This is a genomic window from Pseudomonas edaphica (assembly GCF_965277385.1).
Lineage (GTDB): Bacteria > Pseudomonadota > Gammaproteobacteria > Pseudomonadales > Pseudomonadaceae > Aquipseudomonas > Aquipseudomonas edaphica.
Map to the genome: position 1 here is coordinate 1,175,990 of NZ_OZ255725.1, position 25,344 is coordinate 1,201,333.

Annotated in this window: 21 protein-coding genes and 1 pseudogene; 16 read left to right on the forward strand and 6 right to left on the reverse strand. The window is 60.5% G+C overall.

Annotation, left to right across the window (positions count from 1 at the left end; genetic code table 11):
• Nucleotides 1–31 precede the first annotated feature (31 nt).
• The 6 genes and pseudogenes from ACQY47_RS05050 to ACQY47_RS05075 form a co-directional block, all read left to right on the forward strand.
• Complete coding sequence (locus ACQY47_RS05050; protein WP_428556245.1) at nucleotides 32–838, forward strand: alkaline phosphatase family protein; 807 nt, start codon at nucleotides 32–34, stop codon at nucleotides 836–838.
• The gene (locus ACQY47_RS05055) at nucleotides 817–1,680 is read left to right on the forward strand and encodes an ABC transporter permease (protein ID WP_428556248.1); all 864 of its coding nucleotides are present in this window, start codon (nucleotides 817–819) and stop codon (nucleotides 1,678–1,680) included. The genes ACQY47_RS05050 and ACQY47_RS05055 overlap by 22 nt, the downstream gene beginning before the upstream one ends.
• Nucleotides 1,667–2,467 (forward strand): ABC transporter permease, encoded by an 801-nt coding sequence (locus tag ACQY47_RS05060; protein ID WP_169985813.1) that lies wholly within the window; start codon nucleotides 1,667–1,669, stop codon nucleotides 2,465–2,467. The genes ACQY47_RS05055 and ACQY47_RS05060 overlap by 14 nt, the downstream gene beginning before the upstream one ends.
• Nucleotides 2,464–3,453 carry an ABC transporter ATP-binding protein gene (locus ACQY47_RS05065; protein WP_428556252.1) on the forward strand — a complete coding sequence of 330 codons (990 nt, stop codon included), beginning with the start codon at nucleotides 2,464–2,466 and terminating at the stop codon, nucleotides 3,451–3,453. The genes ACQY47_RS05060 and ACQY47_RS05065 overlap by 4 nt, the downstream gene beginning before the upstream one ends.
• Nucleotides 3,454–3,483: 30 nt before the next feature.
• Nucleotides 3,484–4,137 carry an HAD family hydrolase gene (locus tag ACQY47_RS05070; protein ID WP_170040021.1) on the forward strand — a complete coding sequence of 218 codons (654 nt, stop codon included), beginning with the start codon at nucleotides 3,484–3,486 and terminating at the stop codon, nucleotides 4,135–4,137.
• A gap of 181 nt (nucleotides 4,138–4,318) precedes the next feature.
• A pseudogene (locus ACQY47_RS05075) lies at nucleotides 4,319–4,492 on the forward strand (HAD family hydrolase); the annotation flags it as partial.
• Between the two features lie 136 nt (nucleotides 4,493–4,628).
• Here the strand turns inward: ACQY47_RS05075 and ACQY47_RS05080 are convergent.
• Nucleotides 4,629–5,591 carry a zinc-binding dehydrogenase gene (locus tag ACQY47_RS05080; protein ID WP_428556256.1) on the reverse strand — a complete coding sequence of 321 codons (963 nt, stop codon included), beginning with the start codon at nucleotides 5,589–5,591 and terminating at the stop codon, nucleotides 4,629–4,631.
• A 105-nt stretch (nucleotides 5,592–5,696) separates the two neighbouring features.
• Here ACQY47_RS05080 and ACQY47_RS05085 point away from each other — a divergent pair, with 105 nt between their 5' ends.
• Both ACQY47_RS05085 and ACQY47_RS05090 read left to right on the forward strand, forming a co-directional pair.
• Nucleotides 5,697–7,811: a carboxy terminal-processing peptidase gene (locus ACQY47_RS05085; protein WP_017136373.1), complete on the forward strand. Its 2,115-nt coding sequence runs from the start codon at nucleotides 5,697–5,699 to the stop codon at nucleotides 7,809–7,811.
• 119 nt (nucleotides 7,812–7,930) lie between these two features.
• Entirely contained in the window at nucleotides 7,931–9,694 is a 1,764-nt protein-coding gene (locus ACQY47_RS05090; RefSeq protein WP_026013634.1) for a bifunctional diguanylate cyclase/phosphodiesterase, read from the forward strand.
• Here the strand turns inward: ACQY47_RS05090 and ACQY47_RS05095 are convergent.
• The 4 genes from ACQY47_RS05095 to ACQY47_RS05110 all read right to left on the reverse strand — a co-directional run bounded on the left by ACQY47_RS05095 (nucleotide 9,691) and on the right by ACQY47_RS05110 (nucleotide 12,126).
• Complete coding sequence (locus ACQY47_RS05095) at nucleotides 9,691–10,062, reverse strand: hypothetical protein (protein WP_428556261.1); 372 nt, start codon at nucleotides 10,060–10,062, stop codon at nucleotides 9,691–9,693. The genes ACQY47_RS05090 and ACQY47_RS05095 overlap by 4 nt on opposite strands.
• Nucleotides 10,059–10,397: a helix-turn-helix domain-containing protein gene (locus ACQY47_RS05100; protein ID WP_026013635.1), complete on the reverse strand. Its 339-nt coding sequence runs from the start codon at nucleotides 10,395–10,397 to the stop codon at nucleotides 10,059–10,061. Before ACQY47_RS05100 ends, ACQY47_RS05095 begins: the two co-directional genes overlap by 4 nt.
• Nucleotides 10,398–10,493: 96 nt before the next feature.
• Entirely contained in the window at nucleotides 10,494–10,949 is a 456-nt protein-coding gene (locus ACQY47_RS05105; RefSeq protein ID WP_017136376.1) for a YkvA family protein, read from the reverse strand.
• A 436-nt stretch (nucleotides 10,950–11,385) separates the two neighbouring features.
• The gene (locus ACQY47_RS05110; RefSeq protein WP_017136377.1) at nucleotides 11,386–12,126 is read right to left on the reverse strand and encodes an FKBP-type peptidyl-prolyl cis-trans isomerase; all 741 of its coding nucleotides are present in this window, start codon (nucleotides 12,124–12,126) and stop codon (nucleotides 11,386–11,388) included.
• Nucleotides 12,127–12,384: 258 nt separating this feature from the next.
• Between ACQY47_RS05110 and ACQY47_RS05115 the strand changes: the two genes are divergently transcribed.
• The 8 genes from ACQY47_RS05115 to ACQY47_RS05150 all read left to right on the forward strand — a co-directional run bounded on the left by ACQY47_RS05115 (nucleotide 12,385) and on the right by ACQY47_RS05150 (nucleotide 24,404).
• Complete coding sequence (locus ACQY47_RS05115) at nucleotides 12,385–14,196, forward strand: di-heme-cytochrome C peroxidase (protein ID WP_428556266.1); 1,812 nt, start codon at nucleotides 12,385–12,387, stop codon at nucleotides 14,194–14,196.
• Nucleotides 14,193–15,356, forward strand: coding sequence for a catalase family protein (locus tag ACQY47_RS05120; protein ID WP_017136379.1), 1,164 nt, complete (start codon nucleotides 14,193–14,195; stop codon nucleotides 15,354–15,356). The genes ACQY47_RS05115 and ACQY47_RS05120 overlap by 4 nt, the downstream gene beginning before the upstream one ends.
• 957 nt (nucleotides 15,357–16,313) lie before the next feature.
• On the forward strand, nucleotides 16,314–16,388 hold the full coding sequence (gene kdpF, locus ACQY47_RS05125) for a K(+)-transporting ATPase subunit F (protein WP_256666301.1): 75 nt from the start codon (nucleotides 16,314–16,316) through the stop codon (nucleotides 16,386–16,388).
• A gap of 107 nt (nucleotides 16,389–16,495) precedes the next feature.
• On the forward strand, nucleotides 16,496–18,202 hold the full coding sequence (gene kdpA / locus ACQY47_RS05130) for a potassium-transporting ATPase subunit KdpA (protein ID WP_428556270.1): 1,707 nt from the start codon (nucleotides 16,496–16,498) through the stop codon (nucleotides 18,200–18,202).
• Nucleotides 18,203–18,212: 10 nt separating this feature from the next.
• On the forward strand, nucleotides 18,213–18,860 hold the full coding sequence (gene kdpC, locus ACQY47_RS05135; RefSeq protein ID WP_395600083.1) for a potassium-transporting ATPase subunit KdpC: 648 nt from the start codon (nucleotides 18,213–18,215) through the stop codon (nucleotides 18,858–18,860).
• Between the two features lie 11 nt (nucleotides 18,861–18,871).
• Nucleotides 18,872–20,941 carry a potassium-transporting ATPase subunit KdpB gene (gene kdpB / locus ACQY47_RS05140; protein ID WP_428556274.1) on the forward strand — a complete coding sequence of 690 codons (2,070 nt, stop codon included), beginning with the start codon at nucleotides 18,872–18,874 and terminating at the stop codon, nucleotides 20,939–20,941.
• Between the two features lie 122 nt (nucleotides 20,942–21,063).
• Entirely contained in the window at nucleotides 21,064–23,715 is a 2,652-nt protein-coding gene (locus ACQY47_RS05145) for a DUF4118 domain-containing protein (RefSeq protein WP_428556277.1), read from the forward strand.
• Nucleotides 23,712–24,404 carry a response regulator gene (locus ACQY47_RS05150; protein WP_428556280.1) on the forward strand — a complete coding sequence of 231 codons (693 nt, stop codon included), beginning with the start codon at nucleotides 23,712–23,714 and terminating at the stop codon, nucleotides 24,402–24,404. The genes ACQY47_RS05145 and ACQY47_RS05150 overlap by 4 nt, the downstream gene beginning before the upstream one ends.
• Here the strand turns inward: ACQY47_RS05150 and ACQY47_RS05155 are convergent.
• The gene (locus ACQY47_RS05155) at nucleotides 24,364–25,287 is read right to left on the reverse strand and encodes a LysR family transcriptional regulator (RefSeq protein ID WP_428556283.1); all 924 of its coding nucleotides are present in this window, start codon (nucleotides 25,285–25,287) and stop codon (nucleotides 24,364–24,366) included. The two genes, ACQY47_RS05150 and ACQY47_RS05155, sit on opposite strands and share 41 nt — an antisense overlap.
• Nucleotides 25,288–25,344: the final 57 nt, after the last annotated feature.

Genomic DNA, 25,344 nt, shown 5'->3' on the forward strand with positions numbered 1-25,344 from the left:
AAGTCTAATTCGTCGCGGAGCCCCAGCCCCTATGAAGCACAACGTCATCCTTGTGGTGCTCGACGGCCTGAACTACGAGGTTGCCCGACATGCCATGGGGCATCTCCAGGCCTATATCGGCGCAGGACGCGCAGCGCTTTACAAACTGGAATGTGAACTGCCGGCCCTGTCCCGGCCCTTGTATGAATGCATCCTCACCGGCGTGCCCCCGATCGACAGCGGCATTGTCCACAACCATGTCTCGCGCCTGTCCAACCAGCGCAGCATTTTCCATTACGCCACCGACGCAGGCCTCACCACCGCGGCGGCGGCTTACCACTGGGTCAGCGAGTTGTATAACAGCACGCCCTTTGTCGCCGCGCGTGATCGTCATACCGACGACAAGGCGCTGGCGATCCAGCACGGGCATTTCTACTGGAATGACCACTACCCGGATTCCCATCTGTTCGCCGACGCCGAAAGCCTGCGCCGCAAACACGCGCCGAATTTCCTGGTGGTACACCCGATGAACATTGATGACGCCGGCCACAAGCATGGCCTGGATACCGCGCAATACCGCAACAGCGCGCGCTCGGCCGACATCATCCTCGCCGACTACCTGCAAACCTGGCTCGACGCCGGCTATCAGGTGCTGGTGACTGCCGATCACGGCATGAACAACGACCGCTCCCATAACGGTGTGCTGCCGGAAGAACGCGAAGTGCCGTTGTTCGTAATGGGCTCGGCCTTCACCTTCGACCCAGGCGCCATCCCGAAGCAAACCGACCTGTGCGGCACCGTCTGCGAACTGCTCGGTGTGCCCCACGACAAACCTGTATGCCGGGAGCTGCTCAAGTGAACGCCATAACCCGTGGCAAATGGCTGGCGATCCTGTGCCTGGTGCCGTTTGCGCTGTTCTTTATCGTGTTTGAAATCGCCCCGCTGGTGTGGGTGATGATCAACAGCCTGCAGTCGGAGGAGTTCGGCTGGGGCCTGGCCAACTTCACCAAAATCTTCAGTTCGAAGTTCTACCTGCAAGCCATCCAGTACAGCCTGGAGATCAGTTTCTACTCCAGCGTGTTCGGAATCATCATCTCGGTGCTCGGCAGCTACTCGTTGCGCCGCGTGGATGGCCCACTGCGTAACTTCGTGACGGCCTTCGCCAACATGACCAGCAACTTTGCCGGCGTGCCCCTGGCCTTCGCCTTCATTATTTTGCTGGGCTTTAACGGCAGCATCACCATCATGCTCAAGCAGGCGGGGATCATTCAGGACTTCAACCTCTACTCCAAGACAGGCCTGATCATTCTGTACACCTACTTCCAGATTCCACTGGGCGTGCTGCTGCTCTACCCGGCCTTCGATGCCTTGCGCGAAGACTGGCGCGAATCGGCCTCGTTACTCGGTGCCAGCAGCTGGCAGTTCTGGCGTCACATCGGCCTGCCGGTGCTCACCCCGGCGCTGCTTGGCACTTTCGTGATCCTGCTGGCCAACGCCCTCGGTGCCTATGCCACGGTGTATGCACTGACCACCGGCAACTTCAACGTGCTGCCCATTCGTATCGCGGCAATGGTTTCCGGCGACATCTCCCTGGACCCGAACATGGCCAGCGCCCTGGCCGTAGTGCTGGTGGCGCTGATGACGGTGGTCACCGTCGTCCATCAACTGCTGCTCAAGAGGAGCTATCATGTCTCGCGCTGAAGCTGGCTCGGCCTCCCTCTACCATCGGGCAGTGGTGTACCTGTTGTTTGCGATCCTGGTATTGCCGCTGGTGGGCACCTTTGTCTACTCCATTGCCAGCAGTTGGTCGGCCACCATCCTGCCCGCCGGTTTTACCCTGAAGTGGTACGTGCAGCTGTGGAGTGACCCGCGCTTTCTGGCCGCCTTCGGTCAGTCATTGCTGGTGTGCGTGGGTGCGCTGATCCTGTCGGTGGTGCTGATTCTGCCGCTGCTGTTCGTGGTGCATTACCACTTTCCCAAGCTCGACGCGCTGATGAACATCCTGATCCTGCTGCCCTTCGCGGTGCCGCCGGTGGTGTCATCGGTGGGCTTGTTGCAACTCTATGGCTCCGGGCCATTTGCGATGGTGGGCACGCCGTGGATCCTGATCGGCTGCTACTTCACCGTGGCCCTGCCGTTCATGTACCGCGCGATCACCAACAACCTGCAAGCGATCAACCTGCGTGACCTGATGGACGCCTCGCAGCTGTTGGGCGCCAGCACCTGGCAGGCCGCAATTTTTGTCGTGCTGCCAAACCTGCGCAAAGGCCTGATGGTGGCGCTGTTGCTGTCGTTCTCGTTCCTGTTCGGTGAGTTCGTGTTCGCCAACATCCTCGTGGGCACTCGCTACGAGACCCTGCAGGTGTACCTGAACAATATGCGCAACACGAGCGGCCACTTCACCAGTGCCATCGTCATTTCCTATTTCTTCTTTGTGCTGGTGCTGACCTGGGCCGCCAATATCTTGAACAAGGACAAAAGCCAATGAGCTTCGTCAGCGTCCAACACCTGCAAAAAGCCTACGCCGGCACGCCGGTATTCAGTGACATCAACTGCGAAATCGCCAAGGGTGAATTCGTCACCCTACTCGGCCCGTCGGGTTGCGGCAAGTCGACCCTGCTGCGCTGCATCGCCGGGCTGACCTCGGTGGACAGCGGCAAGATCCTGCTGGATGGCCAGGACATCGTGCCCTTGAGCCCTCAGAAACGGCACATCGGCATGGTGTTCCAGAGCTACGCCCTGTTCCCCAACATGACCGTGGAACAGAACGTCGCCTTCGGCCTGCGCATGCAAAAGGTCAACGCCGACGACAGCCACAAGCGCGTGCAGGAAGTGCTGCAACTGGTGGAGCTCAAAGACCTCGCCGGCCGCTACCCGCACCAGATGTCCGGCGGCCAGTGCCAGCGTGTAGCCCTCGCCCGCTCGCTGGTGACGCGTCCGCGCCTGTTGTTGCTGGATGAGCCGCTGTCGGCGCTGGATGCACGGATTCGCAAGCACCTGCGCGAGCAGATCCGCCAGATCCAGCGCGAACTGGGCCTGACCACGATTTTCGTGACCCATGACCAGGAAGAAGCGCTGACCATGTCAGACCGCATTTTCCTCATGAACCAGGGCAAGATCGTACAAAGCGGTGATGCCGAGACCCTTTACACTGCGCCCGTGGATGTATTTGCCGCCGGCTTTATCGGCAACTACAACCTGCTTGACGCCGACAAGGCCAGCCGGTTGCTGCAACGGCCTATCAGCGGGCGCATCGCGATTCGCCCGGAAGCCATCGAACTGAGTCGCAGCGGCGAACTCGACGCGCTGGTACGCAGCCACAGTTTGTTGGGCAACGTGATCCGCTATCGCATCGAAGCGCGTGGCGTGGAATTGGTGGTGGACGTGCTCAACCGCTCGGCCGACGATCTGCACCCGGATGGTCAGCGCCTGGCACTTTCCATCGACCCCAGTGCCTTGTGTGAAGTAGCCTGACGCAACGATTGATTTGAGAGAGCGTGACAGATGGCATTGGTAATTTTTGATCTGGACGACACCCTGATCCACGGCGACTGCGCCACCTTGTGGAGCGAACAGATGGGCCGCCTGGGCTGGGTTGACCCAGAGTCGTTCATGCGCCAGAACGACGAACTCATGGCCGCCTACAGCCGCGGCGAGCTGGCCATGGAAGACTTCATGGACTTCAGCCTGGAGCCGATGATCGGGCGCACGCCGGAAGAGATCGCGCATCTGGTCGAACCGTGGGTAGAGGACATCATCGAGCCGCTGATCTACAGCGACGCCACCAAGACCATCGCCCGCCACCGCGCGAAGGGTGACCGGATCCTGGTGATCTCTGCCTCGGGCACGCACCTGGTCACGCCGATTGCGGCACGTATCGGGATTGATGAAGTGCTGGGCATTGACCTGGACCTCAGCCATGGTGTGTACAGCGGCAAGACCGTGGGTGTGCTGACTTACCGTGAAGGCAAGATCACGCGGTTGCTGGAATGGTTGAAGCAGGAAGGTGAAAGCCTGGAGGGCGCGTATTTCTACTCGGATTCGCGCAATGATTTGCCGCTGTTGCTGAAGGTGGATCATCCGCAGGTGGTGAACCCGGATCCGGTGTTGCGCGAGCACGCTGAAAAGGCTGGCTGGCCGGTTCATCATTGGGTCTGACAGTTTGAATTGAAACCCAATCAACGGTGGGAGCTGGCTTGCCTGCGATAGCGGTGTATCAGATGAAACATTCTTCATTGATGCACCGCTATCGCAGGCAAGCCAGCTCCCACAGTGGCTGTATTTCAACTTGAGATCAGACCAGGGTCTCGTCTATCACCAACACCAACTTGCCGGAAATCTGGAATGGTTGAAGCAGGAAGGTGAAAGCCTGGAGGGCGCGTATTTCTACTCGGATTCGCGCAATGATTTGCCGCTGTTGCTGAAGGTGGATCATCCGCAGATGGTGAACCCGGATCCGGTGTTGCGCGAGCACGCTGAAAAGGCTGGCTGGCCGGTTCATCATTGGGTCTGACAGTTTGAATTGAAACCCAATCAACGGTGGGAGCTGGCTTGCCTGCGATAGCGGTGTATCAGATGAAACATTCTTCATTGATGCACCGCTATCGCAGGCAAGCCAGCTCCCACAGTGGCTGTATTTCAACTTGAGATCAGATCAGGGTCTCGTCAATCACCAACACCAACTTGCCGGAAATCTGGTTGGTCGCCAGCTCCGCAAATGCTGCCTCGGCATCCTTGATCGCAAACGTCCTGGCCAATTGCGGGCTCAGGCGACCTTCAACAAACAGCGGCCACACATGCTGGCTTAAGTCGCTGAACAGGTCGGCCTTGAACTGATCGTTGCGGCTGCGCAGGGTCGAGCCCAGCAGCTGGATGCGCTTGCCCAGCACCTGCGCCAGGTCCAGTTGCGCATCACGGCCGCCCATCAAGCCGATCAATACCCAACGCCCATCGAGGGCCAGCAGCTTCAGATCCATCGCCGCATAACTGCCGCCGACCGGGTCGAGGATCACGTCGAACGGCCCGAAATCGCGCAGCCCTTCAATGCCGTCGGTACGCACCACGCCGCCCTGGGCGCCGAGTGCTTCGCAGTAAGCCAGGCGTTCTGCCGAGCCGACGCTGACCCAGCACGGGCTGCCAAACGCCTTGCACAACTGGATCGCTGCCGAGCCCACGCCGCTGGCGCCGGCATGCAGCAAGACCTTTTCGCCGGGCTTGAGGCCCGCCAACTGGAACAAATTCAGCCACGCAGTGCTGTACACCTCGGGCAACGCCGCCGCTTCGGTCAACGTCAAACCTTCCGGCACCGGCAGCACATGGCGGGCATCCACCACCACTTCTTCGGCCATGCCGCCCCCGGCCAGCAGCGCACAGACGCGGTCGCCGACTTGCCAGGAAGAACCCGCGCCTACCTCGCTGATCACCCCGGAACACTCCAGGCCCAGCACTTGGCTGGCGCCAGGAGGTGGCGGATAGAGCCCCGCACGTTGTAATAAATCGGCGCGATTAAGGCCCGCTGCCGCCACCCGAATGCGAACTTGGCCTACATCGCAAGTAGGACTGGGTTCTTCCATCCACTCCACATGACCTTCAACGCCTTGCAATGCTTTCACAGTGCCTCCATAGTGAGTCTGGACTGAGCCCGTAGCTGTAGCGCCGGGCTTTTTGCATTATGCGACCGGATCATATGGAACCGGCTCCCTCAAAGACGGCCTAATATGCGTTATCAATTGCCCCCGCGTCGAATCAGCATGAAGCATTTGTTCCCCAGTACCGCCCTCGCTTTTTTCATTGGTCTCGGCTTTGCGTCGATGTCGACCAATACGTTCGCAGCCAATAGCTGGGACAATCTTCAGCCTGATCGCGATGAGGTGATTGCCAGCCTTAACGTCGTCGAGTTGCTCAAGCGCCATCACTACAGCAAGCCGCCGCTGGACGACGCGCGCTCGGTGATCATCTACGACAGCTACCTCAAGCTGCTGGACCCGTCGCGCAGCTACTTCATGGCCAGCGATATCGCTGAGTTCGACAAGTGGAAGACCCAGTTCGACGACTTCCTCAAGAGCGGCGACCTGCAGCCTGCGTTCACCATCTACAAGCGCTACCTGGATCGCGTCAAAGCGCGTCTGGACTTCGCCTTGGGTGAGCTGAACAAAGGCGTCGACAAGCTCGACTTCACCCAGAAGGAAACCCTTCTGGTGGATCGCAAGGACGCGCCTTGGCTGACCAGTACCGCCGCCCTCGACGACCTGTGGCGCAAACGCGTCAAGGACGAAGTGCTGCGCCTGAAGATCGCCGGCAAAGAGCCCAAGGCCATTCAAGAGCTGTTGACCAAGCGCTACAAGAATCAGTTGGCACGCCTGGATCAGACCCGCGCCGAAGATATCTTCCAGGCCTACATCAACACCTTCGCGATGTCCTACGACCCGCACACCAATTATCTGTCGCCTGATAACGCCGAGAACTTTGATATCAACATGAGTCTGTCGCTGGAAGGCATCGGTGCCGTCCTGCAAAGCGACAATGACCAGGTCAAGATCGTGCGTCTGGTGCCGGCAGGTCCGGCCGACAAGACCAAGCAGGTTGCACCGGCCGACAAGATCATCGGCGTCGCCCAGGGTGACAAAGAGATGGTCGACGTGGTCGGCTGGCGCCTGGACGAAGTGGTCAAGCTGATCCGTGGGCCGAAAGGCAGCGTGGTGCGCCTGGAAGTGATTCCACACACCAATGCGCCGAACGACCAGACCAGCAAGATCGTGTCCATCACCCGTGAAGCGGTGAAACTCGAAGACCAGGCCGTTCAGAAACAAGTCCTCAACCTCAAGCAGGATGGCAAGGACTACAAACTGGGCGTGGTGGTGATTCCTGCGTTCTACCTGGACTTCAAAGCGTTCCGCGCCGGTGACCCGGACTACAAGTCCACCACCCGTGACGTTAAGAAAATCCTGACAGAACTGCAGAAAGAGAAAGTCGACGGCGTGGTCATTGACCTGCGCAACAACGGCGGCGGTTCCCTGCAGGAAGCCACCGAGCTGACCAGCCTGTTTATCGACAAAGGCCCAACCGTGTTGGTCCGCAACGCGGACGGCCGTGTCGACGTGCTCGAAGACGAGAACCCGGGCGCGTTCTACAAAGGCCCGATGGCGCTGCTGGTCAACCGCCTCTCGGCCTCGGCTTCGGAGATTTTCGCCGGCGCCATGCAGGACTACCACCGCGCGTTGATCGTTGGCGGCCAGACCTTCGGTAAAGGCACCGTGCAGACCATTCAGCCGCTGAACCATGGCGAACTGAAGCTGACCATTGCCAAGTTCTACCGGGTTTCCGGGCAGAGCACCCAGCACCAGGGCGTATTGCCGGATGTGGACTTCCCGTCGATCATCGACACCAAGGAAATCGGCGAGAGCGCGCTGCCTGAGGCAATGCCATGGGACACCATCCGCCCTGCGATCAAGCCGGCTTCGGACCCGTTCAAGCCGTACCTGACGCAGTTGAAGGCTGACCACGAGACGCGCTCCGCCAAGGATGCCGAGTTCGTGTTTATCCGCGACAAACTGGCCCTGGCCAAGAAGCTGATGGAAGAAAAAACCGTCAGCCTCAACGAAGTCGATCGTCGTGCGCAGCACACCAGCATCGAAAATCAGCAGCTTGTACTGGAAAACGCTCGCCGCAAGGCCAAAGGCGAAGACCCGCTCAAAGAGCTGAAGAAAGAAGATGAAGATGCGCTGCCGGCCGAGCCGGAAAAAACCAAGCCGGAAGACGACGCCTATCTGTCCGAGACAGGCCGGGTTCTGCTGGACTACCTGAAAATCAGCAAGCAGGTGGCCAAGCAGTAAATGATGGCAATTTAATGTGAGCGCTCCACGGAGTGTCATCATATAGACATCATTCTGTCGTGAAATAAAGGGACCGCAGGCGTTAAGCCTGCGGTCCTTTTTTTTCGATCGAGATCGCCATGACCATGACCGAACAGCTGAATGCATTGGGCTCAATCCTGGCTCAAGGCAGTTTACACAGCCTGTTCCAACCGATCATTTGCCTGTCCGAGCGACGAATCCTCGGCTACGAAGCGCTCAGCCGTGGCCCGTCCAATAGCCCCTTGCACTCCCCCGTCGCCCTGTTCAGCGTGGCCAGCCATGCCGGGCGCCTCAGCGAACTGGAAATGGCCTGCCGCGAAAGTGCCTGCCGACGCTTCAGCGAGCAAAAGTTGCCGGGCAAGCTGTTCCTGAACATCTCGCCGGAGTCCTTGATGGAGACGGCGCATCAACCGGGCCGCACCTTGCAGTTGTTGCGCGACTTCGGCATCCCGCCAAGCCAGGTGGTGATCGAACTCACCGAGCAAACGCCCACCGACGACTTCGACCTGCTGCAAACCGCGCTGCATCATTACCGCGACATGGGTTTTGCCATCGCTCTGGATGACTTGGGCGCCGGGTATTCCAGCCTGCGTTTATGGTCTGAGCTACGCCCGGACTACGTGAAAATCGACCGGCACTTTATCGACGGTATCCATCAGGATGCGCTCAAGCGCGAGTTCGTCGGCTCCATCCTGCAAATCGCCAAGGCATCCCGCGCCCAGGTGATTGCCGAAGGTATCGAGCTGCCGGAGGAGTTGGCGGTGTTGACGGAAATGGGCGTTGACCTGGTCCAGGGCTACCTGCTTTGCCGCCCCCAGGAACAACCGCCCCAGGAAGCGCGGCTGATGTTGCCCAAGCAGGACCACACCAACATCACCCTCAACGAAGAAGGCAGCGACCTCAGCGCCTTGCTCAACGAGCAACCGGCGGTGGATCAGGACACCGCCACCGCCCAGGTGCTCGAATCCTTCCGCCGTCAGGCCAACCTCAACTCGCTGGCCGTGCTGGATGGGCGCGGTCACCCGGTCGGCATCGTGCACCGGCATTCGTTGTCGGATGCGCTGCTCAAACCGTTCGCCACCGACCTGTTCGCGCGCAAACCCATCAGCCGCTTGATGAGCGATGACTTCCTGGCGGTGGAGTTGAGCCAGTCCCTGCAACAGGTCAGCCGCCTGCTCACCAGCCGCGCGCGGCAACGGATCGAGGAAGACTTCATCATCACCCTCAACGGTGACTACCTGGGCCTGGGTCGGGTGATCGATGTGCTCAAGTTGATCACTGAGCTGAAGATCCAGCAGGCACGCTATGCCAACCCACTGACGCTGCTGCCGGGCAATGTGCCGATCCAGCAATGCCTGACGCGGTTGCTGCAGCAACAACGCGAGTCGGTGATCTGCTACGTGGATATCGACAGCTTCAAGCCGTTCAACGATATCTACGGCTACGGGCGTGGGGATGAGGTGTTGTTGTGCCTGGCGCAGTGCCTGAACGATCGGGTTGACCCTAGCCGCGATTTTGTCGGGCATATCGGCGGTGATGATTTTTTGCTGGTGCTCGGCCCGCAGGATTGGCGCAAGCGGCTCAACCAGTTACTGGATGACTTCCACACCCAATGCCGACGCTTCTATCGCGCCGAGCATTTGGACGCCGGTTGCTTCGTGGCATTGAACCGTCAGGGCGTGCGTCAGGAATTCGCTTTGCTGTCGTTGTCGATCGGCGTGGTGCATTTATATCCACAGGCCTGTGCACAACTGGATGCCAGCCAGTTGGCGGAGCTGGCCTCGCAAGCCAAGCACCACGCCAAAGACATCGCCGGCTACAGCATCCATGTGATCGACAGCATGGACAACCTGCCCGCTTAGGCCTCGGCGGACTCCGGGTACTCGTACTCGAACACCCGCACCACTTCCGAAGCATGCCAGGACGCAGCAGCCACACCATCGGACGGCCCGCTGAAACGCCCCAGGCGCTCCACACACTCAAAGAAACCGATACGCGGCAAGCGGCTGGCGCCCTGGCTGATCACTAGCGAGCTGCGCAACGGCTGCTCGGCCTTGGCGTCCAACGCGGCCAGGTGCTCAAGGGCAGCGGCCAGGGTTTGCATGGCCGGCGTGGGAAATTGCAGGCGCTCCAGCAGCGCGCGGTAGGTGAGCAAATGGCGCTGGCGGCGCGCCTGGTCCAGTTCATTGAGTAACCCATCCCAGTGTTGACGACTGATTCGTAGACTCAAGATTCATCCCTCCAACCTGCAACGCCCAATTCCCAGGCCAGGCTGCGGCGGATGGCGGCATCCGGCTGGCGTTCACCACTTTCAATCAATCCGAGGTACGAAGGGCTGATGCCCACGGTGCGGGCCAGGCTTTCAATGGCCAAGCCCTTGGCCTCACGCAGGCCGCGCAGGTCCGCGAGCGGGCGTAAAGCCTGATCGGGCGCGACCTGAGCGGTAGAAGAAGGAGTGGCGACAGGCTGTTGCTGACCGGCTGCTTTTAGTAGCGCCTGGTACTGGTCCCATGGCAGCACCGCATACTCGGGTGCGCCATCGCGTGAAATTATCTGAATATCCATGACTGCCCCGTAGGATAACAACACTTACTAAGTAAGTTCTTTCCTTAGAAGTGTAATCCTAACAGCCACAAAGGTCGCAGGGGGATATAAGCGTGTTCAGTTTTTTTGCGGGTTTTCCTGGGCCAGCAGCGCAGGCGTCGCAGGCAGCCGCTCAACCACCGCGAGTTTTTCCGGGCGCTGGGCGTCGCGCCAGGCGCGAAACGCGCTCAGTTCGCCGTCCAGGGTCTTCATGACCCATGCCAGCACGGCAATGTCATCGAGCATGCCGAACACCGGGATAAAGTCCGGGATCGCGTCAATCGGGCTGAGGAAGTACATCAGCCCCGCCACTACCGAGATCAGCGCCTTGGGGCTTATGGCGCGATACTCACCGCGCCAGTAAGCCAGGCACAAGGCCTGGAGCAATTTGAGATCATCCTTGAGTTTACCCAGCCGATTGCCCTGGCTTGAGCCTTTGGCGGCCACGGCGAACAGCAGGGTCGGCAACCGGCCACGACCAAGCAAGCGTGCGGCCATGGGCAGGAAACGGGTGAAATTGAAGGGTGGTTTCATCGGTCACTCCAGTTCCAGGCGAGATAAAAGGTTATCCACACAAATTGTGGATAACCTTGTGAACAGAGCCTGTTTTATCGGCTGAAAGCCGCGATTTACAAGGCTTGCAGTCAGATCGGGCGTTTTTTGCGCACATAAAAAAAACCCAAGAATTCATTGACTTGGCATTGATGTGCGGCTACCCGTGCTCGAGTCTTATATCAGACTGTGACAGTTTCCAGGGGTTCGGTCGGATTTGCGATCGTTCCCACGCGCAGCAAAGGAATGCAGCCCCGGACGCTCCGCGTCCCGAACCGCGCAAATTTCCACCCTAGGCGAATGTGACGCTGAGCGTCACCGGATGTATTCCCACGCAGAGCGTGGGAACAATCATTAATGCAAACGCCAGAAACAACAACGCCCCGTAAAAACGGGGCGTTGTGTGTTCAGGTGCCGATTACTTCTTGGCAGCTGGCGCCGCAGGTGCATCAGGGGCTTCAGCCTTGGCTGGGTCCTTGATGGCCAACAGTTCCAGGTCGAATACCAGCACGGAGTTGGCTGGAATCGCCGGGCTCGGGCTCTGTGCGCCGTAGGCCAGGTCGGACGGGATGTACAACTCGACCTTCTCGCCCACGTGCATCAGTTGCAGGCCTTCGACCCAACCCGGGATCACGCCGCTGACCGGCAGGTCAATCGGGCTGCCGCGATCTACGGAGCTGTCAAAGGTGGTGCCGTTGGTGAGCTTGCCGGTGTAGTGAACAGTCACTACGTCGGTCGGCTTAGGCTGAGCGCCGTCGGCCTTCTTCACGATCTTGTATTGCAGACCGGAAGCGGTAGTGACCACGCCGTCTTTCTTGGCGTTGTCTTCGAGGAATTTCTTGCCGGCGGCTGCCGACTCTTCGCTCATTTTGGTCATGCGTTCTTCAGCACGCTTTTGCAGTGCGGCAAACGCTTCAACCAGTTCGTCGTCCTTCAGCTTCTGTTCTTTCTTGCCGACGGCATCTTCGATGCCTTGGGCTACCGCTTTGGAGTCCAGGTCATCCATGCCTTCTTGAGCAAGGCTTTTGCCCATGTTCAGGCCGATGCCGTAGGAAGCTTTCTGCGCCGGGGTTTTCAGCTCTACGCTGGTCTGCGAATCACAACCCGCAAGTACCAGGCTAACCAGGGCCACCGCCGCCGCCAACCGATGCTGTTTCATGCTATTTCCTTGTTCGTGCGCCAAAAGGGCATTCGAGTAAAGTCGCGAGCTTATCAGGCGGCCACGACCAATGGCTACCGGCATGTGAGCAGGAAACTTCTGATAAGTTCACGTGTTTAAAAGCATTTTCATTCATTATGGAGGCCCGCGAAGGATCGCGGGACCATTCGCAACCAGGCTGCTGGCCACTTGCCGCACCTGTGACGCAATGGCATAAGAACGCTACAACTCGACAAGGCCGAGACAAGGATAGCCATCTTGCGCATTTTTTCCCGTGTTTTACTTCTGATATTGCTCGCCCTGGGTTTGCTGCTGGGCGTGGTCCTCTATTACACCCTCAACCCCAAGCTGCCGGACTACGTGCCCGTGGAGCAGGTGCACTATCAGCAACAATGGAGCGAAGCCGATCGCCAGACCTACTACTTCACGCCCCAGGGCACCCAGGTAAAAGGCCTGCATTACGACTGGTTCACCGCCCTCGAACTGCCCTTTTCGGACCGGCGTTTTGCCACACCCGACTACCTCGCACGCTTCGGCTTTCTGGTCGATCCCAAGCAGGTGCCCAACGCACAAAACCCCGGCAACCTGCCGGTGGGTTTCGCCCGGCACCAGAACGCCGGCAGCCAGGTGCAGTACCTGGACATCACCTGCGCCGCCTGCCACACCGGCGAGCTGCACTTCAAAAACCAGGCGCTTCGCATCGACGGCGGTTCGGCCCAGCATGTGCTGCCGTCCAGCGTACCGACCCTGCGCGGAGGCAGCTTCGGCCAGGCGCTGGTGGCCAGCCTCGCCGCCACCTATTACCTGCCCTGGAAGTTCGATCGCTTCGCCCACAACGTGCTCGGCCACGACTATGACGATCACAACAAGCAACAACTGCGTCAGGACTTCAAGCAGTCGCTGAACCAGTTCCTTAAAGTTGCCTGGAACGACACGCACCGTGGCCTCTACCCCACCGAAGAAGGCCCGGGCCGCACTGACGCATTTGGCCGCATCGCCAATGCCAGCTTCGGCGACGCTATCTCGCCGGCTAACTACCGGGTCGCCAATGCGCCGGTGGACTACCCGCACCTGTGGGATATCTGGACCTTCGACTGGGTGCAATGGAACGGTTCGGCCCAGCAGCCCATGGCACGTAACATCGGCGAGGCCTTGGGCGTGGGTGCGACCCTGGCCTTTTTCGACGCGGCCGGCCAACCCCTCCAGGGCGATGCCCGTTACCCTTCCAGCGTGCGCGTGCGCGACCTCAACCGGATCGAAGAAACCCTGCAACGCCTCAAGCCGCCGACCTGGCCGCAAGACCTGTTCGGCGCCATCGACAAGCCCCTCGCCGCCCAAGGCCGCGCGCTGTTCGCCGAGAACTGCGCCGGTTGCCATGTGCCTGCAGTCACGCAGGAAAACGGCCGCCCGGTGCAGCAACTGAAGATGTTGCCCGTGGACTACATCGGTACCGACCCAGGCACGGCCAATAACATCGCCGACCAGCGCTATGACCTCAGCGCCCTGCAGTGGGACCCGGCGGAACTGGCCAGGCTCAATGTCGAGCTGCACCCCACAACCACCGCACCGCTGGACCTACACAACCTGTCGGTGGCCCAAGGCCTGGCCTACGTCACTGCCTTCGTCGAAGCACACGCCTACCGCGCCGCCGGTGTAACCCCGGCCGAACGCCCAGGCCTGGATGGTTTTGGCCTGCCCATCGGTGTGCGTGAATTGCGCGCCTATAAGGCCCGACCGCTGGCCGGCGTATGGGCCACACCACCATTCCTGCACAACGGCTCGGTGCCGACGATCTATCAATTGCTCTCGCCCCAGGACGAGCGCAGCACCACCTTCTACAAAGGCACGTTCAATTACGACCCGCGTCACCTGGGCTTTGAAACGGGTGCGTTCAAAAACGCCTTTTTGTTCGATACCAAAATAACCGGCAACCACAACAGCGGTCACGAATTCCGTGATGGCAAGCGTGGCAATGGCGTGATCGGCCGTGGCTTGCTGCCGCAGGAACGCTGGGCGCTGCTGGAATACCTCAAAGTGCTGGGCGGCCCGCTGGAGCAACCACTGCCATGATTATCCGATCTCAATACAACCAACGTTCGCTGCTCGCACGCCTCTGGCTACGCCTGGGCGCCTTTCTCGGTAAAACCCTGCTGTGGCTGCTGGGTTTGGGGCTGCTGGGCTGGCTGTTCGCCACGGCCTGGTTCGCCTGGCAACACAGCGGCCCGGTGTCGCCGGATGAACAGATCCCGCCCGGCGAAACAGCCATGACCCAAGGCATCATCCAGACGGCAGTGCGCATCGTCGATCAGCATCGCGAAGGCACGCGCTACCTGCGTGACGCGCATGCCAAGGCCCACGGCTGCGTGAAGGCCGAAGTCAGCGTGCTGACGGACCTCGACCCGGCGCTGCGCCAAGGCGTATTCGCTGAACCTGGCAAGACCTGGCAGGCGCAGATGCGCCTGTCCAACGGCAACGCCTACCCGCAGTTCGACAGCATCCGCGATGCGCGGGGCATGGCGATCAAGCTGCTGGATGTGCCAGGCAAACAATTGATGGCCGACCAACAGACGCGCACCGAACAAGACTTTGTGATGTTCAGCCACCCGAACTTTTTTGTCAGCGATGTGGCCGAATACGCGCAGAACATCGGTGCCCAGGCTGACGGCAAAAAGGTGTTGGCGTTCTTCCCTAAAGCCGACCCGCGCAGTTGGCAAGTGCGCCACCTGTTTATCGCCCTGGCCACCCTGGCGCCCGCTCCGGCGAGCCCGACGCAGACGACGTACTTTTCGGTTTCCCCCTACAAATTTGGCGCGGCAAATGCCAAGTTTCGTGTAGCACCCGACCCGCAGAGTTGCCCGGAATATGTGTTGCCCAAGCAGAATCAGGACCTGCCGAACTTTCTGCGCAGCGCACTGAACCAGCAACTGTCCACCGACCGTGTACCGGCGTGTTTTGTGTTGCAGATTCAGCGGCAAAATCCGCAGAAATTCATGCCGATCGAAGACACCAGCATCGAATGGAAGGAAAGTGACGCGCCCTATGAGACAGTGGCCAAGGTGCGGATTCCTGCGCAGGACTTTGATACGCCCGCGTTGAATCTTGCCTGTGATAACCAGTCGTTCAACCCGTGGTTCGGGCTGGAGGCGCATCGGCCGATTGGTGGGATCAACCGGTTGCGCAAGGCGGTGTATGAGGCGGTGAGCGACTATCGGCATAGTCGGAATTTGTGAGCAGAGAGGCCGCAATTAAAAGCAACACTCGGTCAACAGGTGCGAGCTGGCTTGTGATGCAGCATAGGCTTCTACACAAATATTGGCGTTTGTGGTGTTGGGCTGTTTTATCTTGGGGGCATATCCGTTATTTAGGTCACGGCGGCTTATGGTTCGGCTCTTACAGCGGGTCACTTTTGGCAAATGCCCGGAATGCCGGCCCAGCCAAAAGTAACCAAAAGGTCTGTGCCCCACCACTCGGCACCTCGCTAATGCTCGGTGTGCCCGCACTCCGGCCATCGTGGTTAACGGGGCGTCTCAGATCAAAAGCAGATCAAGATCAAAAGCAGAGCACGGCGGCCTAGTAGCCGACCTGAGTGGTTAGATCAAAAGCGAAAAGCGGATTTGCATACACCTGGGAACTGCTTTTCTGTGGGAGCTGGCTTGCCTGCGATGCAGACACCTCGGTACATCAGGTACACCCGGTTGATGCCATCGCAGGCAAGCCAGCTCCCACAGAAAAGCCAATCACTGTAAAGAATCCGTATAAATCCGAAGTTCCCCATAACGATTACGTCGCCTCTATTGAACAACTAAGCCCTAAACTCTACCGTCACTTCCTACCTCCAAAACCCGTAGGAAGTCATCGTGGAAAGTTCAACTTTAGGCATGGTCGTCCTGTCAATGATTGCGCTCTTCGGCACCGCCGCGTTTTGCTTCGAACACCTCGCCACCCGCAGCGAGAAGAAAAAGAAAGCCAAATAAGCTGGTCAACGAAATCAGCAGAACCCCAGACTTTCAAGGGATCAGCCACCCGTGGGCTATCCCTTGTTTTCGTGTGCCCTGCTTTAAACCTTCTATATACCGTCTTAATACCGCCCGCCGTAATCAGTGCCCGAGCTTGATACAAGAGCGCCTAACCTCCCCGGCTTACTCAACAAGGGGAGTTACACCGTGCTGACACTAACGTTCATTTATGTGGCCAGCGGCGTTTGCGCCGTGGGGCTGTTCGCTTACTTGGGCTATGCCCTCATTCGCGCCGAAAAGTTCTAGGGAGCCCGCCATGTACGACGTGATGTTTATGGGCCTCTCCCTGGTGTTTTTTGTTGCGACTGCCATGGCCATTGTCGCCATGGGCAAGCTTTGAACGGAGCCACGACATGCTAAGCACTTTGCTGGAATTTGCGCTGGTCCTGGGGTTGATGACCGCGCTTGCCGTGCTCATGGGCAAGTGGCTGACCCGGGTATTCACCGGGAACCGCCACGCCTTGCCGGAACGTTTTACCTACCGCCTGCTGGGCATCAACCCATTGGAAACCATGAGCTGGGGCCGCTACGGTGCAGCGCTGTTGCTGTCGAACGCGGCGATGATGCTGCTGGGCTACATCATCCTGCGCCTGCAGGCGGTAACGCCGATCAACCCACTGGGGCTGGCTGCGCAAACACCGGACCTGGCGTTCAACACCGCCGTGTCCTTTATCACCAACACCAACTGGCAGGCGTATTCGGGCGAAACCAGCCTGTCGAACTTCAGCCAGATGGCGGTCATTACCTTTTTGATGTTTGTCGGTGCCACCTCCGGCGTGGTGGCGGCCGCCGGTTTTATACGTGGCTTGAGCCGCTCAAGCGCGGCCGATATCGGCAACTTCTGGGTCGACTTCACCCGCACGCTCTACCGCGTGATGCTGCCGCTGTGCGTGGGCATGGCGCTGGTGTATGTGTGGCAAGGCATGCCGCAAACCTTAGCCTCCCAAGCCCTGGCGACAACATTGGAAGGCGCGCAACAACAGCTGATCGTCGGCGCGGTTGCCAGCTTTGAATCGATCAAGCACATCGGCACCAACGGTGGCGGTTTCTTCAGCATGAACGCCGCGCACCCGTTCGAAAACCCGACGCCGCTGACCAACATCCTGCACATCCTCAGCATGCTGTTGATCCCCTCGGCGCTGACCTACACCTTTGGCAGCATGCTGTTGCAACGCCGTCAGGGCTGGGTGTTTTTCGGCACCTTCCTGGTGATGTTTATCGGCTTTCTTGCGCTGGTGTATGGCGCCGAGCAAACCGGCAACCCGTTGCTGACCCAGGCCGGCGCCAACCAGGTGCTGTCGATCGAGCAAAGCGGCGGCAACATGGAAGGCAAGGAACTGCGTTTCGGCATTGCCGACAGCAGCTTGTTTATCGCCACCACCACGGCGGCTACCACCGGCTCGGTCAATACCATGCACGACTCGCTGACGCCCATGGGCGGCTTCGTGCCCCTGGCGCAGATGATGCTCAACTGCGTGTTCGGCGGTGACGGCGTGGGCTTTATCAACCTGATCCAGTACGCGCTGCTCACGGTGTTTCTGGTGGGCATGATGATCGGCCGCAGCCCGGAATTTCTTGGCAAGAAAATCGAGGCCCGCGAGATGAAACTGGTGATGCTCTCGGTGCTCGCGCACCCGGTCAGTATCCTGGGTTTCACCGCCCTCGCCGCCCTGTGGCCAGACACCCTGGCCAGTCTCAACAACCTTGGCCCGCACGGTTTCAGCGAGGTGCTGTACGCCTACACCTCCGGCACCGCCAACAACGGTTCGGCGTTCGCCGGGCTGAATGCCAATACACCGTTTTTTAACACCACCATTGGCCTTGCGATGCTGATCGGGCGCTTCTTCACGATGCTGCCGATGCTCGCCGTGGCCGGTTCCCTGGCGATGAAAAAAACCGTGCCCGCCGGCGCAGGCACCATTCCTACCGCGACCCCGCTGTTCATGTTGCTGGTGGTGTTCGTGGTGCTGGTGGTCGGTGGCCTGACCTTCTTGCCCGCGCTCGCGCTTGGCCCGCTGGTGGAGCAACTGCAGTTGCTGTCCGGCCAGACCTACAACTAAGGACATGTTGATGACCACTCAATCGATCTTCAAAGGGCTGCTGCGCCCGGTGCTGGTGTCGGCGGTGTTTTTCATGCTGCTGACCGGGCTGGCTTACCCGGCGTTCACCACCGTGGCCGCGCAATGGCTGTTCCCGTTTCAGGCTCAAGGCTCGCTGATTGAACGCGATGGGCGGGTGATCGGCTCGGTGCTGATCGGCCAGAATTTCACCAAGCCGGAGTACTTCCAGGGCCGCCCCAGCATGACCCTCGGCGCTGATCCGCAAGACCCGAGCAAAAGCGTGCCGCAGCCCTACAACGCAGGCGCAAGCGGCGCCAGTAACCTCGGCCCTACCAGCCAAAAACTGCTCGACCAGGTGGCTGCCCGCGCCAAAGCCTATCGCCAGGATAACGGCCTGGCCGCTGACGCCCCGGTGCCGGTGGACGCAGTCACCGCCTCAGCCTCTGGCCTCGACCCGCATATCTCGGTGGCCAACGCCCGGCTGCAGTTGGCACGGGTGGCGCGCTTGCGGCACATCCCCGAACCCGAACTGCTGCAACTGCTCAACGACCACACCGCCGCACGCACCTTCGGCCTGCTCGGCGAGCCACGGGTGAATGTGCTGCAACTCAACGTGGCGCTGGATGCGCGTCAGCCCTCTATTGCGCTCAGTGAGTAAGAGATTCCTTCATGAAAAATGCTCGTTTACCTCTGTTTGACCGGCGCATCGTGCTCACTGCCGGCGTCGATGCACTGAAGAAATTGCTGCCCCAGGCCCAGTGGAAAAACCCGGTGATGTTCGTGGTGTACCTGGGCAGCATTCTCACCACCTTGCTGTGGTTCCAGTCCCTGGGCGGCAAGGGTGAAGCGCCCAGCGGTTTTATCCTCAGCATCACCTTGTGGCTGTGGTTTACCGTGCTGTTCGCCAACTTCGCCGAAGCCCTGGCCGAAGGGCGCAGCCGTGCCCAGGCCGCGAGCCTGCGCGGCATGAAACGCCAGACCCTGGCCAAATTGCTGCAGCAACCGCGCCACGGTGCAGCGTGGCTGCCGTTGGAGGCCAGCCTGCTGCGCAAGGACAACGTAGTGTTGATCGAAGCCGGTGATCTGGTGCCGCTCGACGGCGTGGTGATTGAAGGCGTGGCGTCGGTGGATGAAAGCGCAATTACCGGCGAATCGGCGCCGGTGATCCGCGAGGCCGGTGGCGACTTTTCGTCGGTCACCGGCGGCACGCGGGTGCTGTCGGACTGGCTGGTGGTGCGCATCAGCGTCAACCCCGGCGAATCGTTCCTGGACCGCATGATCTCGATGGTCGAATCGGCCAAGCGCCAGAAGACGCCGAATGAAGTCGCGCTGACGATTCTGCTGGTGGGCCTGACCCTGTTGTTCCTGCTGGTGATCGCCACGCTGAGCCCCTACTCGATCTTCGCCGTGGCCATGAGCGGCAATGGCAGCGTGATCAGCGCCACGGTGTTGGTGGCGTTGCTGGTGTGCCTGATCCCCACCACCATCGGCGGCCTGCTCTCGGCCATCGGCGTGGCGGGCATGAGCCGCATGATGTCGGCCAATGTGATTGCCACCTCCGGCCGTGCCGTCGAGGCGGCGGGTGATGTCGACGTGTTGCTGCTGGACAAGACCGGCACCATCACCTTGGGCAATCGCCAGGCAAGCAGCTTTTTGCCGGCACCCGGCGTGAAGGAAGCTGAACTGGCTGACGCCGCGCAACTCGCCTCACTGGCAGACGAAACCCCGGAAGGCCGCAGCATTGTGGTACTGGCCAAGCAAAAATTCGACATCCGTGCGCGGGACATCAACGCCCTGGGCGCACGCTTTGTGCACTTCACCGCGCAAACCCGCATGAGCGGCGTCGACCTGGCCGAAGGCCGGGCGATTCGCAAAGGCGCGGCGGATGCGATTCGCAGCCATATCGAAACCCTGGGCGGGAGTTTCCCGGCGGCATTGCAGGCCAAGGTCGATGAAGTCTCGCGGCGCGGCAGCACACCGCTGGTGGTCAGCGACGGTGCCAAGGCCTTGGGCGTGGTCGAGCTGAAAGACGTGGTGAAAGGCGGCATCAAGGAGCGCTTCGCCGAGTTGCGGCGCATGGGCATCAAGACCGTGATGATCACCGGCGACAACCGCCTGACCGCCGCTGCGATTGCGGTGGAAGCCGGTGTCGATGACTTCCTCGCCGAAGCCCGCCCGGAAGACAAGCTGCAACTGATCCGCGACTACCAGGCCCAGGGCAAGCTGGTAGCCATGACCGGCGACGGCACCAACGACGCACCTGCGCTGGCGCAGGCCGACGTGGCCGTGGCGATGAACAGCGGCACCCAGGCGGCCAAAGAGGCCGGCAACATGGTCGACCTCGACAGCAACCCGACCAAGCTGATCGAAGTGGTCGAGGTCGGCAAACAGATGCTCATGACCCGTGGCGCGCTCACCACGTTCAGCGTGGCCAATGACGTGGCGAAGTACTTCGCAATCATCCCGGCGGCGTTTGTCGCCACCTACCCACAGCTTGGCGCCTTGAACGTGATGCACCTGAGCAGCCCCAATTCGGCAATTTTGAGCGCGGTGATTTTTAACGCGCTGATCATTGTCGCGTTGATTCCGCTGGCCTTGCGCGGCGTGAAGTACCGGGCCATCGGCGCGGCGGCGTTGCTTAACCGCAACCTGTTGGTCTACGGCGTGGGCGGCGTGCTGGTGCCGTTTGCGGGGATCAAGGTGATTGACATGCTGCTGAGTGGATTGGGCTTGGTGTAACACCACAAACCCAATGTGGGAGCTGGCTTTTTGGGGGTGCTTCGCACCCCAGCGCAAGCAAGCTTGCTCGCCACAACAAGCCAGCTCCCACAGTTAATCGTGTTGTATTCAACAGGAAGAACATGCCCGCACTCAACCACGAACGCCCCGACCCCGACGCCCTGCTGGCGCGGGTACAGCTCGAAGAACAGGCCGCCTTGCGCGGCAAATTGCGTATTTACTTCGGCTCAAATGCCGGGGTGGGCAAGACCTGCGCCATGCTCGCGGCGGCGCAACGCGAAGTCGCCCTGGGCCGTGATGTGCTTGCCGGCGTAGTAGAAACCCACGGCCGCACGGAGACTGCCGAGCGGCTCGACGGCCTGGAGCAACTGCCCCGCGCTGCCTTGCTGCACCACGATTTTGCGCTCAGCGAATTCGACCTCGACGCCGCGTTGCGCAGGCAGCCCGCCGTATTGCTGGTGGACGAGTTGGCCCACAGCAACGCGCCTGGTTCGCGGCATCCCAAACGCTGGCAAGACGTTGAAGAACTGCTCAGCGCCGGTATCGATGTATGGACCACGCTCAACGTCCAGCACCTGGAAAGTCTGAATGATCTGGTCAGCGGCATCATCGGCATTCGCGTGCGCGAAACCGTACCGGACCACGTGTTTGATAACGCCCATGACGTGGTGGTGATCGACCTGCCGCCCGACGATTTGCTGCAACGCTTGAAGGACGGCAAGGTCTATCTCGGCCCGCAAGCGGAGCGCGCCGCACAGCATTTTTTCCGCAAGGGCAACCTGTTGGCCCTGCGCGAGCTGGCGCTGCGGCGCACGGCGGATCGGGTCGACACGCAAATGCGCGTGTACCGTCGCGAACAGTCGATCAAAGCCTTGTGGCCAGCCCGCGAACGCTTGCTGGTGGGTGTGGCGGGCGACGCCGGTGATGAACGCCTGGTGCGCGAAGCTGCACGATTGGCGCAAAAGCTCGAAGCTGACTGGATCGTCGTGCATGTCGCAACGGCCCAAGGCAGCGGCGCCAAGCGTTACCTCACGGCGATGAAAACCCTGAGCCTGGCCAGCGAATTCGGCGCCGATACCGCGACGCTGCCGGGCATGGACGTGGCTGAAGCCCTGGCCGCCTGCGCCCGCGAACACAACGCCAATCGCCTGGTGCTCGGTCATCATCCGCGTCGGGCCTGGCGCTTCTGGCATCAGTCGGTCAGCGACCGGATCAGCCGACATCACCCGCAGATCGATCAGATCGTGATCGCTCACAGCGTCTTGCCCGGGCCTGCGCCGACCCTCGAAAAACCCTCGCTGCCCCCCGGCCGCGCCTTGGCCTACCTGTGGGCCACGCTCGCCTGCTTCAGCGCCAGCGCCGTCGCTGCATTGCTGCTGCAAGTGTTCGACCTGGCCAACGTGGTCATGCTGTTTTTGCTCACCGTGGTGCTGGTGGCCTTGCGTTATGGGCGCGGCCCCGGTGTGTGGGCGGCGATGCTGGCGGTGCTGTGTTTCGACTTCTTTTTCGTACAGCCGCGCTACTCGTTCACCGTCAATGACACTCAGTATTTCTTCACCTTTGCGCTGATGCTCGGCATTGCCTTGATCACCGGGCAACTCACCGCCCGCCTGCGCCATGAAGCACGCACGGCGGCCGCGCGCGAACGGCGCGCTACCTCTTTGGCGCGGCTGGCTCGCGACTTGTCGGCGGCACTGACCGTAGAGCAAATCATCGAAGTCGCGCTGCGCACCTTCAGTGGCGTGTTCGAGGCACGGGTCGGCCTGGCGTTGCCGGACGCCGCCGATGGCGTGCACAGCGTGAGTGCCAGCGGCTTGCCGATTGACGAAAGCATCGCCCAATGGACTTACGACCATGGCCAAGCCGCAGGCCATGGCACCGACACCTTGTCAGCAGCCAAAGGTTGTTACTTACCGCTCAAAGCGCCGATGCGCGTGCGCGGCGTGCTGGTACTGGAACTGGCCCAGAGCGAGCGCTTGAACGACCCGCAGGAGCGCCGTCTGCTGGAAGCCTGCATGAGCCAATTGGCGATTGCACTGGAGCGCGTGCATTTCGTCGAAGTGGCGCAAAGCACGCTGGTGCAGATGGAAGGCGAGAAGATGCGCAACACCCTGCTCGCCGCTATTTCCCACGACTTGCGCACGCCCCTGACCACCCTGATCGGCGCCGCCGACACCGCCCTGCCCCATGCCCCGCCAGGTCCGCTGACCGAATTGCTGCACGGCATCCATGAACAAGCTACATCGATGCAGCGGCTGATCGAAAACCTGCTGGACATGGCGCGCATGCAAGAGCGCGGCGTGCGCCTGAACCGGCAGTGGCATTCGCTGGAAGAAATCCTCGGCAGCGCCCTGCGCCAGTTGCGTGAGCCGTTGGCACACCACCGTGTGCAAACCCTGTTGGATTCACAGTTGCCGCTGGTGGATATCGACGCCCTGCTGATCGAGCGGGTGCTGGTCAACCTGCTGGATAACGCCGCCAAGTACACGCCGGCGGGCACCCTCATTACCGTCACTGGCAGCAAAGTTTCGGACAGCATCGTGCTGGAAGTCAGCGACAACGGCCCGGGCAAGGCTCCCGCCAACCTGTTCGAACCTTTCGCACGTGGCCAGCAGGAATCTTCCGTCACGGGCATCGGCCTGGGCCTGGCGCTGGCCAAACGCATCGTTGAAGCCCATGGCGGGCATATCCACACCCACCCGCTTGAGACGTGCGGCATGCACTTCATCATCACCTTACCGGCCGGCACCCCGCCGGCCATGGAAAACCTATGAGCACTGCACGCATTTTGATTGTTGAAGACGAAGCCAATATCCGCCGCTTTGTCGGGATCGCCCTGCAAGATGAAGGCTTTCAGGTGTTCGAAGCCGACAGCGTCAAACGTGCGCTGATTCATGCCGCCAGCCGTCAACCGGACCTGGTGATCGTCGACCTCGGCTTGCCCGATGGCGATGGCAAGCAACTGATCAGTGAGTTGCGTGGTTGGCTGGCGGTGCCGATTCTGGTGTTGTCGGCGCGTGATCGCGAAGAAGAGAAAGTCGCCGCTTTGGACGCAGGGGCCGATGATTACCTGACCAAGCCGTTCGGCGTACCCGAATTGCTCGCTCGCATCCGCGCACAACTGCGCCGGCACGGGCAGACGGGCGCTGTGGCGGCGACCAGCAAGGTGGCGTTTGGCGAAATTGAAGTCGACCTGTCGACCCACGAAGTGTGGCGCCAGAGCCAGCCGGAGCACCTCACACCCATCGAGTACCGCCTGCTCTGCGCAATGATTCGCGGCCAGAGCCGGGTGCTGACACATCGGCAGTTATTGCTCGAAGTGTGGGGGCTGGACTACGTCGACCGCCCGCACTATCTGCGTGTACACATGGCGCACTTGCGGCAAAAGCTGGAGGCGGATCCGGCGCAGCCACAGCATTTTATTACCGAGTTGCAGGTGGGGTATCGGTTGATGGGGCTGTGAACAGGCGTTCAGCAACAAAGTCCACAAACACCCGGATCTTTGGCGACAGGTGCCGGCTGGAAGGCCACAGCGCCCAGAATTGGCCTTGGTCATCAGAGTGCCCGTCCAACACGGTTTCCAACTGTGCCTGGGCCAGCGCCTCTCGGGCCAGAAAGTCCGGCACGTAAGCGATGCCATGGCCATCGATTGCGGCCCGAAGCATCGCTTCCATATTGTTCAACGTCAGCGCCGTGGGCAGCCGTAATTGGGTGATCGCCGGGTTGGCGGATAAGGTCCACTCCATGATTTTGCCGGTGGTGGCGAAGCGATAACGCAGGCATTGGTGGCGCTCAAGGTCACTGAGGGTTGCTGGCCGACCGTTCGCACGCAGGTACTCAGGCGATGCACACAACACAAAGCGAAATGGCCCGAGTCGGCGCGCCATCAAGGTCGAATCGGCCAGACCGCCGCTGCGGATCACCACGTCGAAGCCTTCCTCGATCAGATCCACCAGGTGGTCGTTGAAATCCAGCTCCAACTCAATTTCCGGGTAGGCCCGCCTGAAGGCGACCATATGCGCAAATAGAAACCTGTAACCGATGGTGGGCAGGCTGACCCGCAACTTGCCGCGGGGGGCCTGCATGGCATGGGAGAGCATGGCGCGGGCGTCCTGCAGGTCATCGAGAATTTTCCGACAGCGCTCGTAGAACAACTGGCCTTCAGCAGTCAGGCTGACTTTGCGCGTGCTGCGGTGCAACAACCGCACATTCAACGACGCTTCCAGCTTGACCACATTTTTGCCCACCGCCGAGGCGGAAATGCCCATCGCCCGCGCCGCGCCCGTGAAGCTGAGCGCTTCAGCGGTTTTCACGAAGGCGATCACACCGCTGAGATTGTCGCTCATACCAATGCATCCAATTTGTCCGTTATGTGTGGAATGTAGGCCCATTTATCCGCCATT

What these genes read in the sequence shown, in the direction of transcription:
- ACQY47_RS05105 (WP_017136376.1), bottom strand. Translation starts at nt 10,949, where the DNA reads ATGAAACCACCCTTCAATTTCACCCGTTTCCTGCCCATGGCCGCACGC.
- ACQY47_RS05070 (WP_170040021.1), top strand. Translation starts at nt 3,484, where the DNA reads ATGGCATTGGTAATTTTTGATCTGGACGACACCCTGATCCACGGCGAC.
- ACQY47_RS05060 (WP_169985813.1), top strand. Translation starts at nt 1,667, where the DNA reads ATGTCTCGCGCTGAAGCTGGCTCGGCCTCCCTCTACCATCGGGCAGTG.
- kdpC (WP_395600083.1), top strand. Translation starts at nt 18,213, where the DNA reads ATGACCACTCAATCGATCTTCAAAGGGCTGCTGCGCCCGGTGCTGGTG.
- ACQY47_RS05050 (WP_428556245.1), top strand. Translation starts at nt 32, where the DNA reads ATGAAGCACAACGTCATCCTTGTGGTGCTCGACGGCCTGAACTACGAG.
- ACQY47_RS05055 (WP_428556248.1), top strand. Translation starts at nt 817, where the DNA reads ATGCCGGGAGCTGCTCAAGTGAACGCCATAACCCGTGGCAAATGGCTG.
- ACQY47_RS05100 (WP_026013635.1), bottom strand. Translation starts at nt 10,397, where the DNA reads ATGGATATTCAGATAATTTCACGCGATGGCGCACCCGAGTATGCGGTG.
- ACQY47_RS05120 (WP_017136379.1), top strand. Translation starts at nt 14,193, where the DNA reads ATGATTATCCGATCTCAATACAACCAACGTTCGCTGCTCGCACGCCTC.
- ACQY47_RS05145 (WP_428556277.1), top strand. Translation starts at nt 21,064, where the DNA reads ATGCCCGCACTCAACCACGAACGCCCCGACCCCGACGCCCTGCTGGCG.
- ACQY47_RS05150 (WP_428556280.1), top strand. Translation starts at nt 23,712, where the DNA reads ATGAGCACTGCACGCATTTTGATTGTTGAAGACGAAGCCAATATCCGC.
- ACQY47_RS05090 (WP_026013634.1), top strand. Translation starts at nt 7,931, where the DNA reads ATGACCATGACCGAACAGCTGAATGCATTGGGCTCAATCCTGGCTCAA.
- ACQY47_RS05065 (WP_428556252.1), top strand. Translation starts at nt 2,464, where the DNA reads ATGAGCTTCGTCAGCGTCCAACACCTGCAAAAAGCCTACGCCGGCACG.
- ACQY47_RS05110 (WP_017136377.1), bottom strand. Translation starts at nt 12,126, where the DNA reads ATGAAACAGCATCGGTTGGCGGCGGCGGTGGCCCTGGTTAGCCTGGTA.
- kdpB (WP_428556274.1), top strand. Translation starts at nt 18,872, where the DNA reads ATGAAAAATGCTCGTTTACCTCTGTTTGACCGGCGCATCGTGCTCACT.
- kdpA (WP_428556270.1), top strand. Translation starts at nt 16,496, where the DNA reads ATGCTAAGCACTTTGCTGGAATTTGCGCTGGTCCTGGGGTTGATGACC.
- ACQY47_RS05155 (WP_428556283.1), bottom strand. Translation starts at nt 25,287, where the DNA reads ATGAGCGACAATCTCAGCGGTGTGATCGCCTTCGTGAAAACCGCTGAA.
- ACQY47_RS05085 (WP_017136373.1), top strand. Translation starts at nt 5,697, where the DNA reads ATGCGTTATCAATTGCCCCCGCGTCGAATCAGCATGAAGCATTTGTTC.